Raw genomic sequence first — 15,318 nt, forward strand, 5'->3', positions numbered from 1 at the left:
GGCGATCAAGTTGAGCAACTCGGGTCCTGACGGGCAATCAGTTGAATGGATAGTCTCGTTTCATAATGAATTGTGAAGCGGCTCGTAAAGGTGCACGCCGGCTTTCTCAGCCGCAACCTTTAAGCTCTTGTCCCGTGTCCATAGTGATGTTCGCTAGTCGAGAAGAACTGAGGCCAACAGATGGGCATCTGTATAACCAATGCCCAAGCTGAAAATGCAGTGCTTTTCAATCATGGCCATGACTTCGTCATGCGTTGCAACTTGAGCTTCCCGCGGCGCATTAAAAAAATCCAAGACACTAGTGATGTCTCGGAGACTGCCCAACGCAAGTTCGCCAATAATCATTGGATGGCAAACCAAAAGATCATCTCCGGTAATCTTAATCAGCTCATCATCGCCGCCGCGAAAATGGTCAATCCAAATTGAAGTGTCCGCCAATATCACTTCTTTACTGAGCTCCGGCGGCGAGGAGCTGCTTCAACGTCAGGCATTGTGCCTCCAAGGGCGATAAGACGTTTACCAGTCTCCAGTCGCACAAGTGTTTCTAGCGCTTGTCGGACTAGAGCGGCTGTCTCTTTCGTGCCGGTCAATAATCTGGCTTTTTCTAAGAGATTGTCATCAAGGTTGATGGTTGAGCGCATAAACTATGCCAATATCAACATGCGTCTATTTGCGCACTCTGACGATCATGGTCCGCGATTTCAAACATGCGCACTCAACTGCTTACAGTCGCCCGAACTAGTTATCAGCACACCGTTCAACGACAAGGGAAAGAGGGTCGTATCCTTCTAAGACGAAAAACGCATCGGCCTGGCGCACACGGAAATCTTCTATAGATGACGTCATTCATATGCATTACAAACGACATTAAGTAGGAGATGCCTTTGGCTTCGAACGCACTAGTTCAAACTCGCATTTATGCTGAAGTTCGGGGTCGTGCCGCCGCGGTGCTTGAAAGTATGGGCTTACGGTTTCGGACGTAGTTCGTATCTTACTCACCCGGACGGCGAACGAAGGGGAATTGCCGCTCGAACTTATATAAGGCAGCGAAGCGCATGATGCTTGGTTTCGCAGCAAGGTCTTTGAAGCAATTAACGACGAACGACCGGACGTTCCAGATGATGAAGTTCCGGTACATTTCGAAAAACAGCGAGCGAGCCGTGAAGCTCACCTGGTCCGCGGTTGCGTTATCAGACTGAGATGCCATCTCCACCTTTATCGAGGTGGATACCTGACACGGCGTTGCCAAATGTAGGCGTCTTTTCTGCTAAGGTCATATTACTAACTCCTGTCGCATTTTCCTGTTCCAGTGCGCGGGAAGCAAAGTGGATACGAAGGCTTCGGACAATAGGATTTGATATTTTGTGGCCAGAAGCCATATCTGACGGACTTCAAAGGTAAACAATATCGGAGATCGGTTCTCCGACTTGGGCAATGTTCCTCATCTGACCCACTGCCGCAAGCGGGTAGTCTTGGCGGGCCATATCCAAGGGCGGTTGACCTGGATGGAACCTATAACGACGCCCATTAATGTAGCTTGGACTATTTTTAACCCTGCTTGGATGGTTCCAACGTTGCTCGTTGGCGGGTTTTCCGGTGTACTCGAACCGATCCACTCCCAAAAGTTCCGAGGGAACAAGGTTTCTGCCGGGCCAGCGGGATGCGTTGAATGCTTTTTCAGCGACATTGCTACTCGGCCGGTAAACTTCAGTGAGAAATCCGTCGACAGTGGTTTTCGTTTGTGTTGCCAAATGGGCTGCGAAGCTTTGGTCCCCACTCATTGCTGTCCAGGGAGCGTCGAGATTGATCCGATCTACATTGGATTGTATCCTCCAGCCGAGTTCGCGTGGGGAATAGTTGATACCATTTATCTGTATTTCTGACACGTAACGTTGGCCTGCCGCACGGAATGAACGGGCTGCGATATGCAACACGTCCACAACCTTGTCAGGCGTTTCAGCTTCCCATGACAAATACACGTGCGTGTTGTCGGGAAATGCATGGAAGTACTCTACATAAACCAGATTTCCGGGATCTGTGCTTCGGGTTGAGGTCGCAAACGGCGGTGCTGCCGGATGCATATTAGAGCTGGAGGGCGTATCGAAGAGTTGCCATGGCCCCTGGCTTGTTTCAAACGATGAGACAAAAGCCTTCCATTCCCAGTCAAACATGCGCTGCTTCTCCTCTGACGGCCATGCTGGACTATAGATTGTTCTGAACGGCTAAACAGCTGTCAGTTCTAGCAGGCCGGTTCCAATTGCCTAGACGATGCACCTTGTTGAGCGCGCCAGCGAGCAATGAGACGAGAGCTCCGATGATCGTTTGTTCTGAATGAAAAGTAGTGTGATGGAGAGAGATGGGTTCAATGTGTTGCATGTTATTGCCTGCGGGATAACTTACAAAACTTTCCGATTTCCTGGTCGCAGGATCACGACAAGGCTTGTTTGCGGCTATTAAAGTGGCCGCATACGCGGTTGCGGCTTGCCTATTGTGCGTTGACTTTTTTATTCGCACTACAGCGTGCAGGTCTCTGAGGCAACGCAACTTAGCGAAACTGATCTTGACCAAGCTGCTTGTGATCGTTCACATGGCGTCAAAACATTCCAGCGATAGGACTTTTTTCTAGAGGTTCAATCCAAGGCTCACGGAAACGAATATGCACGAAATTATCTGCCCGCATTGCAAAAAGGCTTTTAAGATAGACGAGGCGGGTTACGCCGATATTCTTAAACAGGTGCGGGATAGTGATTTTGATAAACAGTTGCATGAGAGGCTAGAGCTAGCCGAGCGCGACAAACAGAACGCCGTTGAACTTGCCCAAGCGAAAATCGCCAGTCAGTTGCAGAAAACAACGTCGGCAAAGGACTCTGAAATTCAAGAGCTGAAAGCAAAACTTGAAGCCGGCGAAGTTGCCCGGAAATTTGCAATTGCCGAGGCTTTGAATGGTGTTGAAAAGCAACGCGATATGCTGGCGAACGAACTTGAGAGCGCGAAACGGGATCAGGAAGCAATGTCGAAGCTGGCTGAGGCTAAGCTCGTTTCTGAATTGCAGAGAGCTGCCTTAACGAAGGACGCCGAAATCCAAAGCTTGAAGGCGAAGCTCGACGCGGGTGAGCTGTCACAGAAACTCGCCGTCACTCAAGCTGTCAGCGCAGTCGAGAAAGAACGCGAAGAACTCAAGAATGGACTTTCTCGCGTTGCACTCGAAAAGCAGCTGGCCGAAACAGCGCTCAGGGACAAATACGAGACACAGCTTAAGGATCGTGACGACGCTATTGAACGCTTGAGGGATATGAAGGCGAGATTGTCGACAAAGATGATCGGCGAGACGCTCGAACAACATTGCGCCACCGAGTTCGATCGGCTTCGCGCGACCGCATTCCCGCGGGCGTATTTTGAAAAGGATAATGACGCGCGCAACGGCAGCAAGGGCGACTTTATCTTCCGAGATTTGGACGATTCGAATTCGGAAATCGTTTCGATCATGTTTGAGATGAAAAACGAGAACGATGAGACGGCCACCAAAAAGAAGAATGAAGACTTCTTCAAAGAGCTCGACAAGGATCGCAGTGCGAAGGGATGTGAGTATGCGGTGCTGGTTTCACTGCTTGAGCCTGACAGTGAACTTTATAATACGGGTATCGTAGACGTTTCACATCGCTATCCGAAAATGTATGTCGTGCGGCCGCAGTTCTTTATTCCCATCATCACGCTTCTGCGCAACGCCGCGATGAACTCGCTAAAATACAAGACGGAGCTGGCGCTGGTGAAAGCGCAAAACGTTGATATCACGAACTTTGAAACCCAGCTTGACGACTTCAAGTCGGCATTCGGGCGCAACTGGCGCTTGGCTTCTGATGGCTTTGAGGAGGCAATCAAACGTATTGATGAAGCCATCAAGGATCTGGAAAAAACGAAAGAAGCGCTCCACAAATCCGCCAACAACTTGCGGCTTGCGAATGACAAGGCTGAGGATCTAACAGTTAAGCGACTGACACGCGGCAATCCGACTATGGCGGCAAAATTTGCTGAACTTGACTAGGCAATGGGCTCCGTTCGCGCAATGGAAACTCATCCACGAAACTGACTGGGCCTAGAAGGCTCTTCAATTTCCTTTTGAACTAAAGAAAATCATCATTCAACATCCCGCTGGGGGCTAAATTTTTAACCAGCTCTAAATCACAGGCCCCCGACAAGAAACCTTACCGGCTTTGCCCCGAGCGATAGAGCGCGGTTCTATGGCTCGGATATGGCAGAGAAAATGAGCTATAGAAGTCGCGCCTATCGCTCATGCATTGTCGCTCCAATAAGCGTTAGCATGGCTCTTTACGCGGATCTGCGCAAATGACGGCTGCAGCGCTTACAGGCAAGATTGGTCTTGTTACAGCGCTCATGCGCGCAAACCTATTGTGGATGAGAAAAGTGATAAGGCGAGCGAGCGCGTTAAGTGAGGCGGCAGGGCTGGGCGGGCAAATGTCGACTGTAGTTGCGTTCGCCCAGTTAAAGGCGCATGGTGTTATTCTCTGCGGCAATTGATAAGGGCGCTACGGAAACGGGCCAGACCCAAGCCCCTAAATGAAGGAAGACCGTTATGCCTTCCAGTGCCTATAGACGTTTCATGCAAAAGTTGGATTTAAAGTCGTCGAGAGAGGCAATCCTCCGCGCGCGAGCTCCGAGCTCATCGAGGGCGGCAGCGGTAAAGCGCCTATCCAAGGACGAAGGAGGATTGATGTCGGCTTTTCTGGCGACCCGACGAGATCCGATCAAAATGCTGGACCTTTTAAGCTTTGAAAAAATCGAGAAAGCTGATCGTTTGCAAACTAGTTTACCAGGCGCAATAGAAAAGGCAGGGCGAGCGATTAAACCGCGCCTGCCTATTCCAAGTATAATTGTTGAACGCATTGTCAGAAAAGCGCGACGCGGTCGGGGAGGAGAAGCAAGAGACCATCAATCTCACTGATGTGCAGAGTTTTCTGGGCAGGACGTTCATTCCTAGCCCAAACAGCGGCACAAGCCTCAATGTGCGCTCTGGGTTGCTTGCTCTCTTGTCCTCTCTGCTTCCAGGACATATTGCAGCCTTAGTTGCTTTCTCTTCACAGATAGCGCAAGGTGTTTATCTCGGCAGCATTTGAAACGGGCGCTGTCGATTGCGGGTGGAAACTCGCCCCCATGAAGGAGGCATTATGTCTTCCAAAACTACCAAACCTTATCGGGGCCCTTCCGATTTCCGCATGATGCGAGAAATAGTGAGACGCGCTGGCTATCGGCTCAATGATACTGCAGTGAACAGAGCCGCCCATCTCGCTGCAGCAAAGATGCTTATTCTAGAGTTCCGATTGGTCCGCCGACCCTATCAATCCTTCTTGACGCATCCCGAGCCGCCAAAGGTGGATAATCTGGCCTTTTTTGCAACTGCAAACTAATCCCTTCGAGGAGCGGTTTCATTCTCACGAACTCATAATTAACGTTAAAGAAGGAAGTATAAGTATGGCCAAAGGTCAAAAGAAGAGTAATCGAGAAATCCGAAAGCCAAAGCAGGATAAGTCGAAGGCCAAGGCGGGAGTCGCTGAAGGCGTCGCAGGACGATTTGCTACACCTGCAAATGACTTGGCTAAATCCAAGCGGAACTAGAGCGAACCTCTTTAGTTTTATGTCACAACCAACGCCGCGAAGTTTTTTGCGGCGTTATTCATTTCGATCAATCAGCCGACTTGTACGAAAATAACTCCTGGCCATCGGAGACTGTACTCTTTTTTTGCACGTAGATGCGCTTTCGATCTGTCTACTTGTGCTGACGTTCGCGCCGAACCCTCATTTCTTGGGGTCCAGCCCGCAGATCCCGCACAGAGCATCGGGGTCCTGAAAGTCTTGGCAACCGGATGTGCGACCTCAGAAGGCGACCATGGGCCTGCCTTTAGTCATGCTATTTTTGTGAGCGCTATGCCCTGATAATACCCTCCTTTCCTCATGCTTGCTGGAATTTGACTGAATGAAACTCTAAAATTCTGCGCTTAGGTGTTCACTTTGAGCTCAGGAAAGCCAGTCCGCCAACATAGGCGTTGTATTTTGTTTGATTTCTTGCGAGAAAATCATCAGCCGGCAAGGGGGACGCAATGCAATGGCCAATATTCCTTTGACACGTGGCCAGTTTCTTCTTCCCTTCATCGGAATACTCGATGAAATGGGCGCACCCACTGGTTCATTTTTAAGGAGATCTCAGCTGCCTTCGTCGCTTGAGGCGAAAAGCGAGCTTTACGTTCCGGTTTTGCCGGCTATACGGTTTATTGAAACTGCTCAGAAATCCCAGGACATTACGGATTTCGGTTTCCTAGCCAGCCAACGTCTGCATTTCTCACATTTGAGAGAAAAAACCAGAGCGTTGATCGCGCATGCACCGACATTACTGGTTGCGTTGCGGCACGCCTGCACCGAAGCTTCAAGGGAAGATACGATCCTCAGTATGTGGATCGAACACGATGATGATCATGTGCGGGTTTGCAGCAAACTCGCAATAGCCAAAACACTGCAGAATCTGGAACATGCCCAGTGGCTCCAAAACATTTTCACGATTTATATCGTGCGACAATTTACTGGTCCAGACTGGAATCCACCGGCAATGGCCTTTGAAGCTCATTACACTCCGAGTGAAGCCACGCAATCGTTCTGGCCAAATGTGCGTTTTCTGTCGGGTCAGCATGCGGCATGGATAAGCATACCGACTAAATTCTTAAGTCTCACTAATCGGTCTCCCCGCTCATTTAACGCGCTTCAGATCATCGAGGATGGACCTTCGGGTTACGATATTGTTGAGCTGCTCAAACTAATGTTACCCTCCTATCTTGACGGAGGTGTCCCCACACTTGCACAGATTGCGGAAATGGCAGGGGTTAGCGCACGTACGTTCCAACGTAAACTCGCGAATGTTGATTTTGTATACTCGGATATCTTGGACACTGTTAGATTTGAACGCTCAAGCCGCCTATTACGCGAGACCAATGCCAAGATAATCGATATCGCCTTTGCGTCGGGTTATTCGGATCCTGCGCATTTTACACGCGCTTTCCGCAGGATTTCCGGGGTCTCCCCCAGTCAATTTCGGGAACAAATGCAGTCGGTGTGAATGCTTTGCGCGGCCTTAACCATTGGACTAGCCTTTGGCACGAAATGGCAAGACTGATCAGCGGTAACTGCTAAAACCATTCTGAGCAGAGCGTGACGCTCACTAATCCGAGCACTTGTTAAGTTCCGTTAGCGGTTACCAACGCTTGCTCTACGAAACGACTTCGACTTGCGAATGGACGGCAAGATCGGAGTTTGCTTAAAGGGGGCAAAATGCAAGAGATAAACCGACCGTTCAAGGCACATAAGCAGGCCGGGGCCGCGATCATTTCATTCTGCAGCTTCTTTATGTTGCATGTCGGAGCCGCATGGTCCCAGTCGTCGGCTGACGATCTTTCTCAACAGCTCGCTAATCCTCTCGCCAGCCTGATTAGCGTGCCTTTGCAGAGTAACTTTGATTTTAGAGCCGGTGCTCATGAAGATGGTTTTGCGTATGGTCTTAATATTCAGCCGGTAATTCCGTTCAGTTTGAACGACGACTGGAACGTAATATCACGTACGATCATCCCGATCGCCTATCGAGATTACATGCCCGGTGGCAGCGTGTCTGGACTTGGCGATATAAATGCGAGCTTCTTTCTGTCTCCTAAAAAAGCGGGGCCAGGTGGCTTGATTTGGGGCATTGGGCCGGTGTTTCTGCTTCCAACAGCCACCGACGACTATCTGGGGAGCGGTAAATTCGGGCTTGGGCCGACAGCAGTCGCGCTCGTTCAGGAAAATGCCTGGACATTGGGCGCGTTGGGCAATCATGTTTGGTCCGTCGCAGGTCCGTCTGGCAGGAAAGACGTAAGTGCCAGCTTATTACAGCCATTCGTGTCCTATAATTTCGGCCACGGGCGATCGATGTCTGTGAGCGTGGACTCGACATATGATTGGGAAGCAGAGCAGTGGACCGTCCCAATCAATGTGGGTGCTACTCAGGTCTTCAAAGTGAACGATCAAGCGATGAGCTTCCAGCTGGGTGGGCGTTACTACGCGGAAGGCCCCGTGGGAACTCCGAAATGGGGACTGCGCACAACTTTGACGTTTATGTTCCCAGAATAGCAAAATTGCGCCACCTAACGGAAAATGTCACAAAATGGCAAGACGAGTAATTCGACAATGCTAGAAGATCTGCGTCACATCCTGCAGCTGGTCGACTAGTCGTCCGTTGAAGGTATTTGGATTGGTCCCCGCTGCATTCTGCAAAGGGTGGTGTTGTCGTAAGACGAACAAATGAAAGGTTTGCCATGTTCCGTTCGGTTGGAATCAGTCTCGCAGTTGCCGCGGTTGTGTGGAGTGGTGGCGCATTTGCCGAGACGTCTGGTGCCGGCATTCCGGTGACTATTGATAGTTTCATCCGCGCCGAGACTGACCATTATCTTGCCGCCAATGCCAAGGACATAGGCCAACTTGGCCAGTTTAAGCATTCTCGGGAACCTGTGCCGATTGATAAGCAAACTGTCATTCGCATGAACCGTGATACGCTTTACTCCTTTGCTGTGTTTGACCTCGCTGCAAGCCCAGCAACAATTTCGCTGCCTGATACAGGCAAGCGATATATGTCGATGATGGTTGTCGATCAGGATCACTATCTTCCTATTGTAGCTTATGGAACGAAGCCAGTTACGCTAACCCAGAAGTCGGTTGGAACCAGATATGCTTTCGTCGCTATTCGTACTCTGGTGGATCCGAATAATCCAAAGGACCTCGACGAAGTCCATAAGCTTCAGGATGCGATTGAGGTGCAGCAGAACCAGCGAGGCGAACTCGATCTTCCGGACTGGGATGGCGAGAGTCTCACCGACATCCGTACCGCGTTGCTCGGCCTAGCAAAACATCAGACTTCGTATAATGGTTCTTTTGGAGCACGCGGCCAGGTCGATCCGATCCGGCATTTGATTGGTACGGCTTCAGGATGGGGTGGTATTCCGGAAAGGGATGCCATGTATCCGAGTTTCACGCCTGAAAAAAATGATGGGAAAACGGTCTATACCCTAAATGTCCCGAAGACAGTTCCGGTGAAGGCTTTTTGGTCGATTAGTGTCTATAATGCCAAGGGGTTCTTCGAAAAGAACGAGCACAACGCCTACTCGATCAATAACCTTACGGCGACAAAAAATGCGGACGGCTCGGTGACCGCACAGTTTGGTGGTTGCGATGGCAAAATTCCGAACTGTTTGCCTATAGTTGAAGGTTGGAACTATACGGTGCGGCTCTATCGCCCAGATCAGTCTGTCGTGAGCGGTGATTGGACGTTCCCAGAAGCCAAAGCAATTAATAATTGATCCAAGAGATCTCGCGGTCAGGTGGAGTGAAAGCGGTCAGCCCTTGCCCGCTCCACTGAACGCCAACGCTGCGACCGGCTGTTTTTCCGGCAAATGTTGAAAGCGTAAGCGTTGGTTTTGCGCGATGGCGGCACCTTATTTTAGGAGAAGTTTGATGTTTAACAGTATCTACCGGGTCGCCCTCATTGGCGTTGCTGCAATCTTTGCCCCGGTCATGAGTTCGGCATCAGCACAAGATAGCGTTGGTCCGAAGGTGACAGATCCGCATTTTCACCTTGCTCCGGGCTATCTCAAGTCCAATGACCTACCCAATAGTCTTGTTTTGCTCGGCGCACCGCCCCAGGGTGGGAGTGCGGCACTGGCGCGTGATGAAGCGGCAAGAGAGGCTACAATCGCACTGCGTGGCAAAGCACGCTGGGACATGGCCCGAACGGATGCGGATTTGCAATTCCCTCAGCCTGCCAAGAATTTCTCCTGCGCTATGGGCGTGGACATTAGTGAAAAGAAGACGCCACGACTTTATAGTTTGATGCAGCGCGTGCTCACTGATGCCGGACTTTCGACTTATGGCGTCAAGAACAAGTATAATAGGACCCGGCCGTTCGTAGTTCATAATGAAGGGACATGTCAACCAGACGAAGAGTCCGTTTTGCGTCAGGATGGCTCGTATCCATCCGGACACACTGCAGCAGGTTGGGCATGGGCGCTCACCTTGGCAGAAGTGAATCCAAAGCGAAGCGATGATCTCTTGAAGCGCGGGTTATCATTTGGGCAAAGCAGGGTGATCTGTAACGCCCATTGGCAAAGCGATGTCGACGCTGGACGCATTATGGGTGCGTCCACGGTCGCTAAACTGCACAGTAATCCCGAGTACCTCGCTGATATTAAAGCTGCGCGCACGGAAGTGGAAACTGCTGATAGACCTTCTGTCGATTGCGATGTTGAGGATCGCGCGCTCGCAGAGCAAATGCAATAACACTCAAGTATACGGCTGATCATAAAACAAAATATCGGGACGGGGTTGATGTATCACTATAGATCTTGCGCAATCGTGCTCATTGCTTTGATCGCTGGCCAGACTGTGGCCGCCGCGGCAGACAGTTCCTCGCTAGCCTCCGTGTCCCAGCCACAAAGCGAGGAACTCAAACCGGCCGGGTGGAGCTTTAATGCTAGTCCTTATTTCTGGGGAGCGGGGATCAGCGGCACCGTCGGACAGCTTGGGTTACCGCCCGCAAAGATGACCTCCGACTTCAAGAGCATTTTCAAAGAGCTTGACTTTTCGTTCATGGGAGTCATTGAGGGTCATTACGATCGTTATAGTCTGTTCAGCGATATTATCTACACAAAAATATCGTCAGGTGGCCAATCCCCCTACGGCGTTTTGAGCAACAGTATCGACATTAAATCTGAGACGTTCTCTGGCTTTTTCGGTGGTGGTTACAGTGTGTTTGAAGCGGGTTTGAACCGGCTTGATATTGTGGCAGGAGGGCGCGTTTGGTACGCGAGTACGGAAATTTCATTCGAGGGTGAAGTGTTCGACGGCCACAGCAGACGTGATAGTGCCACATGGGTCGACGCGGTAGCTGGATTGCGGGGTAAATATTTCTTGACTGACTCCTTTTATGTCAGTGGCTGGGGCGTCGTGGGCGCTGGGCAAGCAAAGATTGACTGGGATGTAGCAGGAACGTTTGGGTACAAGCTCAGAGACAACCTCTCTGCAGTTGCAGGTTATCGCGCGCTGGGCGTCAATTATAATCACGATGATTTCGTCTATGATGTAGTTCAAAAAGGCCCAATATTGGGGCTGGTGATGCATTTTTAGTAGGAGTGCAAAGTTGAATGAATATTGAGATCGACCTCAACTATCTGATACGTAAAATTCGGAATGAATCCTTGCCCCAGTAATGCAATGCATTGACTGCATCAGCAGCCACGTGATTGGCCGTGACTGGCTGGTCGAAATGACATTCACGCGATGTGCCTCGTTGCCGAGCGCCAAGTGATCCGACACTTCCAAAGTGAGAATCGACCCTTGAGAGAGCCAAGTTACCGTCGAAAGAATTTAGCCTTCACTTGATGGACTTGGGTTATTCCGAGTGATCTGCGATCGCGCCGGATATAAAACAGAGCAAAGATTGCCAACCCCGGTGCGCCGGCGCCGCCCCCTTCGTCATAAACCTGAGTGATTGCTTTGACGCAGGTGCCATTTCTCTTCGTTTTTGAAAAACATAAAGAGAAAATTTCTGCTTCTGAAAACCTTTCTCACAAACACGAACGGATGCGCTTGCGGCTTTTTCTGCAGTCGAATGTCAGAGATGAAAAACATCGATCCCACCCAAAGCGTTTTGGCCTGGTGAGAAGCACGCCTAAAAAGAACAACCGCAGGTCGCGGTATTGGATTTATTGCGTTCAGGAAGGGGGCTGACTAGTGCGTAGCGATCTGCCATAAGGTGGCTTAATTGCTATCTGCGGACAGTGTCTGCGGCAAAATGTTATGTGAAATCAGAGGCGCGGGAATGACGGAGAGCAAACGACGAGGGCCGAGATTCAGCCGTGAATTACCAGCTGTACGTCGACGCATGCTGGTCGAAGCTGCGACTCGTTGCCTTTCCCGGGGCGGAATTACGGCACTGACGACAGATAATATTCGGAAGGAGGCGAAAGTCTCCATTGGCCTTGTTGCGCATCATTTCTCAGGTAAGGATGAAATCCTTTCCGAGGTATACCAGGTTTCTCTTTATGATGATGTTCATCGTCAGATTCTAGAAGCAGCCAAGAGCCGTGCCAATGCTTCGAACAACCCGGAACAGCGGCTATGTGATCTCATTCAAGCCCAATTCTCCGAGAAGCATTTTAGTAAGGATAACCTTCATATTTGGCTGTCGCTTTGGGGCGAGATCGATAAAAATGAAACATTAAGGACCCAGCATAGGCAGCTTTGGCGCTCGTATCGAGAGGCGCTTGAGTTGGATATAACAGCGCTCGCAATTGAACGTGGCCTCATTGTTAAATCAGGACAGCTTGCAATAAATTTCATTGCCCTTTTTGACGGTTTGTGGCTCGAATGGTGCCTTGACCCCACAGCGGTCTCTCGAGAAGACGCGGTTGAGGGGTGCTATTCTCTTCTGGAAGCGCAACTCGGACCGTTAGTCCGCCCCATACCGGCACTACAGCAGGTAGCTGTTCCTAATCCTGAGATTAAATGAACTGTTCATTTTTATCAGACGCGCCAACAATCTATCTCATTTGTTCAGTCGCTGATTGGTGAGAGGGCAACTGCCGTGTCGATAATGGCTCGTCGCTGTGACGTATGCTTTGAAATCCAGATCAACAGCACCACTACGCATTAACCTCCGATAGTAATCCCTTCAAACTTCCCCATTTTGCGGACACATTTTGTTTTTTTCGGTTACTCGAGCACTTGCAAAAGTCTCGTTGCGACCCGGCTCAGGCGGAAGTGATCATCACGTAGTCGTTGTCCTTTCAGGAATGTGATCGAGCGGTCCGAGGTCGCGGTGGGTTCCCCATCCTTGCGAAGTGCCCTACGGGTGATGCCCCGGTGGTCAGCCTTTCTATATCAGCAAATATATCAGGAGCTCACCCACGGGGAAACTGCTGCCAATTGTTACTGATTATGGCTCAGAAAAAGGGCGCCGCACATAAAACGCTGGCGTGGCGTTGGGGCAACTATTCAAACAAAGCCGCGCTAACGGATGGCAAAAAGCGCGTCATCCCTCTGTAATATCAGTCTATTTCTTAACACAAGCTTCTTCCGCGTTCTGGCCGATTTGGCCATATAAACGCAAGGCATATTTTCTTATTGAAAAAGTTTTCAATAAGCGCTATTAGGCCTATTACCGGCTCAAAAACCTGCTTGCAGGAGGCCTGAATTGGAGGATCATAAAAGCTCGAAAGCGACTGTTTTGAAGTGAAACGAGACATCTTCGAGATCAGCAAGCTCTAGGTCAATCACCAGCAGTTTCACTTTAAATGGAATTTCGGCAGGAACAGTACAGCCGCACGCAACAATAATTTGCAATCCACTCCATGAAAGTCTTCATCACAATGGTCAGCGCGTCCACTATGAACATTTCCTTTGAGGATGCATCGTCCCTCCTGCCATTGCCTCAGCTGATTGAGCAATTGCGAAAAGCGTTTATCGCGGGGTGCGTAGCACCTCAGCGCCACCACCATAAAATTTCGGTTCAAGATCAACCGGATGCTACGTTGCTGTTGATGCCGTCCTGGCAGACAAACGCAGCAGATGGCGGTTATCTTGGTGTCAAGGTCGTTACTGTCTTTCCGGGCAATACAAGTCGAGGGATTCCTGGTCTCACGTCCAGCTATCTGCTTTTTGACGGTGGCACTGGAGTTCAACTCGCCACAATCGACGGTAATGCCATAACCACCCGGCGTACCGTTGCGGTGTCAGCGTTGGCAGCATCCTTTCTCGCGCGAAAGGATGCAGAAAACTTGCTTGTTTTGGGTTCTGGTCGGGTAGCAAGTCTCTTACCCGAAGCCTATTCAGCAGTCAGAAAAATACGGCGCGTGGGTATTTGGGATATAAACTTGGAAAGTGCGGATGTCATGGCAAAGCGCCTGCAAGCGGTTGGCTTTGATGCGTATGTTGCTTCAAAATTGGAGCACAGCGTGCGCGACGCCGATATTGTTACGTCCGCTACATTGGCTACGACACCGATTATCAAGGGAGAGTGGCTAAAGCAAGGTGCCCATGTGGACTTGATAGGTGGATTCACTCCGACAATGCGCGAAGCGGATGATGAAACCCTCGAACGCTCAAGTGTCTATGTCGACACTGAGGCCGCTCTTCATGAGGCGGGAGACTTTACTCAGGCTATAGAGAGCGGCGCGTTCGTTGCATCCACGCTCGCAGGTTCGCTAAGGGAACTTTGCACTGAGGGAGTTTGCGGGCGAAGTGCGCCGGAGCAAATAACAACCTTTAAGGCGGTTGGGACGGCGTTAGCAGACCTCGCAGCAGCGACGATGGCATACGAAACTGCCCGAAGTTTTCGCACGTGCGTGTAGCACTGCAAGAAAGCATAATAAACAACACAACAAGCAGAGATTTTCAGGATCTCTAACAAGGGGAATCTTAAATGGGAATATCTAGAATAGTATCGCTCTCACTGGTCGCGTTGGGTTTAGCGTTATCTGGCATGGCATCAAAAGCTGACGATCTTGAGAAAATCCAATCTGCGGGCAAATTATCGAATGCAGTGTCTGGAGTATTCCCACCTTTCAGTTTTGTCGATGAAACGAATACATTGGTTGGATTCGACGTCGACATCGCTGCGGAAATCGCCCGTCGATTAAAGGTTGAACCCAATACAATCACGACATCGTGGGACGGAATTATTGCCGGTTTGGTCACAGGGCGGTATGATACCATCATCGGATCTATGGGTATCACAGAAGAGCGCAAGAAGGCAGTTGACTTCGTTGGTCCCTATTATCGCACAGGATTGGGAATATTCGTTCGTAAAGGTTCATCGGCCCGAAGTGCTGCGGAACTTGAGGGCAAGACGGTTGGCGTGACGCTTGGTGAGGCTGCTGAAAAATGGGTTCGTGACGAGAACAAATTTGTCGTCCGTACCTACAAAGGTCTCCCGGAGTTGCTCCTTGACCTAAATGCGGGTCGAGTTGATGCAATTGTCGCCGATGACATACCTGTTTATGTGGCGATCGCCAAAAGCAATGCTCCCATTGAGCAGCTCATGGAAGAGCAGATGCCGCGCTTCGATGTGGGGTTCGCTATTCGAAAGAATAATCCCGAGCTTGCTGCTGCTCTAAAGGCAGCTCTTGACGAGATCATGGCGGATGGCACTTATGATGCTATCGCTAAAAAATGGGTCGGCAGAGACATTAGATAGTTTGGCCCCAAGGGTCGCCGCGCGGAGGCGCCCCAAACCGT

General features: G+C 50.3%; 12 protein-coding genes and 2 pseudogenes. 11 read left to right on the forward strand and 3 right to left on the reverse strand.

Going from position 1 to position 15,318, the window contains the following annotated elements:
* Positions 1–60: 60 nt before the first annotated feature.
* Together QSJ70_RS21390 and QSJ70_RS21395 are read right to left on the reverse strand one after the other, a co-directional pair.
* Positions 61–444 (reverse strand): annotated as a pseudogene (locus QSJ70_RS21390) (PIN domain-containing protein).
* The gene (locus tag QSJ70_RS21395; RefSeq protein WP_200637042.1) at positions 441–641 is read right to left on the reverse strand and encodes a type II toxin-antitoxin system VapB family antitoxin; all 201 of its coding nucleotides are present in this window, start codon (positions 639–641) and stop codon (positions 441–443) included. Before QSJ70_RS21395 ends, QSJ70_RS21390 begins: the two are co-directional and overlap by 4 nt.
* A gap of 243 nt (positions 642–884) precedes the next feature.
* Here QSJ70_RS21395 and QSJ70_RS21400 point away from each other — a divergent pair.
* Positions 885–1,159: pseudogene (locus QSJ70_RS21400) on the forward strand (type II toxin-antitoxin system RelB/DinJ family antitoxin); the annotation flags it as partial.
* 232 nt (positions 1,160–1,391) lie between these two features.
* On the opposite strand, the gene QSJ70_RS21405 reads toward QSJ70_RS21400, so the two are convergent.
* Positions 1,392–2,171 (reverse strand): hypothetical protein, encoded by a 780-nt coding sequence (locus QSJ70_RS21405; RefSeq protein WP_215779371.1) that lies wholly within the window; start codon positions 2,169–2,171, stop codon positions 1,392–1,394.
* Between the two features lie 485 nt (positions 2,172–2,656).
* On the opposite strand from QSJ70_RS21405, the gene QSJ70_RS21410 reads away from it, so the two are divergent.
* The 10 genes from QSJ70_RS21410 to QSJ70_RS21455 all read left to right on the forward strand — a co-directional run bounded on the left by QSJ70_RS21410 (position 2,657) and on the right by QSJ70_RS21455 (position 15,277).
* On the forward strand, positions 2,657–4,042 hold the full coding sequence (locus QSJ70_RS21410) for a DUF2130 domain-containing protein (RefSeq protein ID WP_215779369.1): 1,386 nt from the start codon (positions 2,657–2,659) through the stop codon (positions 4,040–4,042).
* Between the two features lie 687 nt (positions 4,043–4,729).
* Positions 4,730–4,960, forward strand: coding sequence for a hypothetical protein (locus tag QSJ70_RS21415; protein WP_285539428.1), 231 nt, complete (start codon positions 4,730–4,732; stop codon positions 4,958–4,960).
* Positions 4,961–6,118: 1,158 nt separating this feature from the next.
* Positions 6,119–7,120 carry a helix-turn-helix transcriptional regulator gene (locus QSJ70_RS21420; protein WP_285539430.1) on the forward strand — a complete coding sequence of 334 codons (1,002 nt, stop codon included), beginning with the start codon at positions 6,119–6,121 and terminating at the stop codon, positions 7,118–7,120.
* A 212-nt stretch (positions 7,121–7,332) separates the two neighbouring features.
* Positions 7,333–8,163, forward strand: coding sequence for a transporter (locus QSJ70_RS21425; RefSeq protein WP_285539433.1), 831 nt, complete (start codon positions 7,333–7,335; stop codon positions 8,161–8,163).
* Positions 8,164–8,348: 185 nt separating this feature from the next.
* The gene (locus tag QSJ70_RS21430; RefSeq protein ID WP_285539435.1) at positions 8,349–9,386 is read left to right on the forward strand and encodes a DUF1254 domain-containing protein; all 1,038 of its coding nucleotides are present in this window, start codon (positions 8,349–8,351) and stop codon (positions 9,384–9,386) included.
* Positions 9,387–9,540: 154 nt separating this feature from the next.
* Positions 9,541–10,362 carry an acid phosphatase gene (locus QSJ70_RS21435; protein ID WP_252349149.1) on the forward strand — a complete coding sequence of 274 codons (822 nt, stop codon included), beginning with the start codon at positions 9,541–9,543 and terminating at the stop codon, positions 10,360–10,362.
* Between the two features lie 48 nt (positions 10,363–10,410).
* The gene (locus tag QSJ70_RS21440) at positions 10,411–11,208 is read left to right on the forward strand and encodes a hypothetical protein (protein WP_285539437.1); all 798 of its coding nucleotides are present in this window, start codon (positions 10,411–10,413) and stop codon (positions 11,206–11,208) included.
* A gap of 694 nt (positions 11,209–11,902) precedes the next feature.
* The gene (locus tag QSJ70_RS21445; RefSeq protein WP_285539439.1) at positions 11,903–12,592 is read left to right on the forward strand and encodes a TetR/AcrR family transcriptional regulator; all 690 of its coding nucleotides are present in this window, start codon (positions 11,903–11,905) and stop codon (positions 12,590–12,592) included.
* Positions 12,593–13,451: 859 nt separating this feature from the next.
* A complete protein-coding gene (lhpI, locus tag QSJ70_RS21450) occupies positions 13,452–14,432 on the forward strand; it encodes a bifunctional Delta(1)-pyrroline-2-carboxylate/Delta(1)-piperideine-2-carboxylate reductase (RefSeq protein WP_215780585.1) in 981 nt (326 codons plus the stop codon).
* 71 nt (positions 14,433–14,503) lie between these two features.
* Entirely contained in the window at positions 14,504–15,277 is a 774-nt protein-coding gene (locus QSJ70_RS21455; RefSeq protein ID WP_215779357.1) for a transporter substrate-binding domain-containing protein, read from the forward strand.
* The last annotated feature ends 41 nt before the right edge of the window (positions 15,278–15,318 follow it).

The sequence above is a fragment of the Brucella sp. NBRC 12950 genome (assembly GCF_030268145.1).
Lineage (GTDB): Bacteria > Pseudomonadota > Alphaproteobacteria > Rhizobiales > Rhizobiaceae > Brucella.

Excerpts from the sequence above, each read along its gene's own strand:
- QSJ70_RS21395 (WP_200637042.1), bottom strand. The coding sequence starts at position 641 with ATGCGCTCAACCATCAACCTTGATGACAATCTCTTAGAAAAAGCCAGA.
- QSJ70_RS21405 (WP_215779371.1), bottom strand. The coding sequence starts at position 2,171 with ATGTTTGACTGGGAATGGAAGGCTTTTGTCTCATCGTTTGAAACAAGC.
- QSJ70_RS21410 (WP_215779369.1), top strand. The coding sequence starts at position 2,657 with ATGCACGAAATTATCTGCCCGCATTGCAAAAAGGCTTTTAAGATAGAC.
- QSJ70_RS21415 (WP_285539428.1), top strand. The coding sequence starts at position 4,730 with ATGTCGGCTTTTCTGGCGACCCGACGAGATCCGATCAAAATGCTGGAC.
- QSJ70_RS21420 (WP_285539430.1), top strand. The coding sequence starts at position 6,119 with ATGGCCAATATTCCTTTGACACGTGGCCAGTTTCTTCTTCCCTTCATC.
- QSJ70_RS21425 (WP_285539433.1), top strand. The coding sequence starts at position 7,333 with ATGCAAGAGATAAACCGACCGTTCAAGGCACATAAGCAGGCCGGGGCC.
- QSJ70_RS21430 (WP_285539435.1), top strand. The coding sequence starts at position 8,349 with ATGTTCCGTTCGGTTGGAATCAGTCTCGCAGTTGCCGCGGTTGTGTGG.
- QSJ70_RS21435 (WP_252349149.1), top strand. The coding sequence starts at position 9,541 with ATGTTTAACAGTATCTACCGGGTCGCCCTCATTGGCGTTGCTGCAATC.
- QSJ70_RS21440 (WP_285539437.1), top strand. The coding sequence starts at position 10,411 with ATGTATCACTATAGATCTTGCGCAATCGTGCTCATTGCTTTGATCGCT.
- QSJ70_RS21445 (WP_285539439.1), top strand. The coding sequence starts at position 11,903 with ATGACGGAGAGCAAACGACGAGGGCCGAGATTCAGCCGTGAATTACCA.
- lhpI (WP_215780585.1), top strand. The coding sequence starts at position 13,452 with ATGGTCAGCGCGTCCACTATGAACATTTCCTTTGAGGATGCATCGTCC.
- QSJ70_RS21455 (WP_215779357.1), top strand. The coding sequence starts at position 14,504 with ATGGGAATATCTAGAATAGTATCGCTCTCACTGGTCGCGTTGGGTTTA.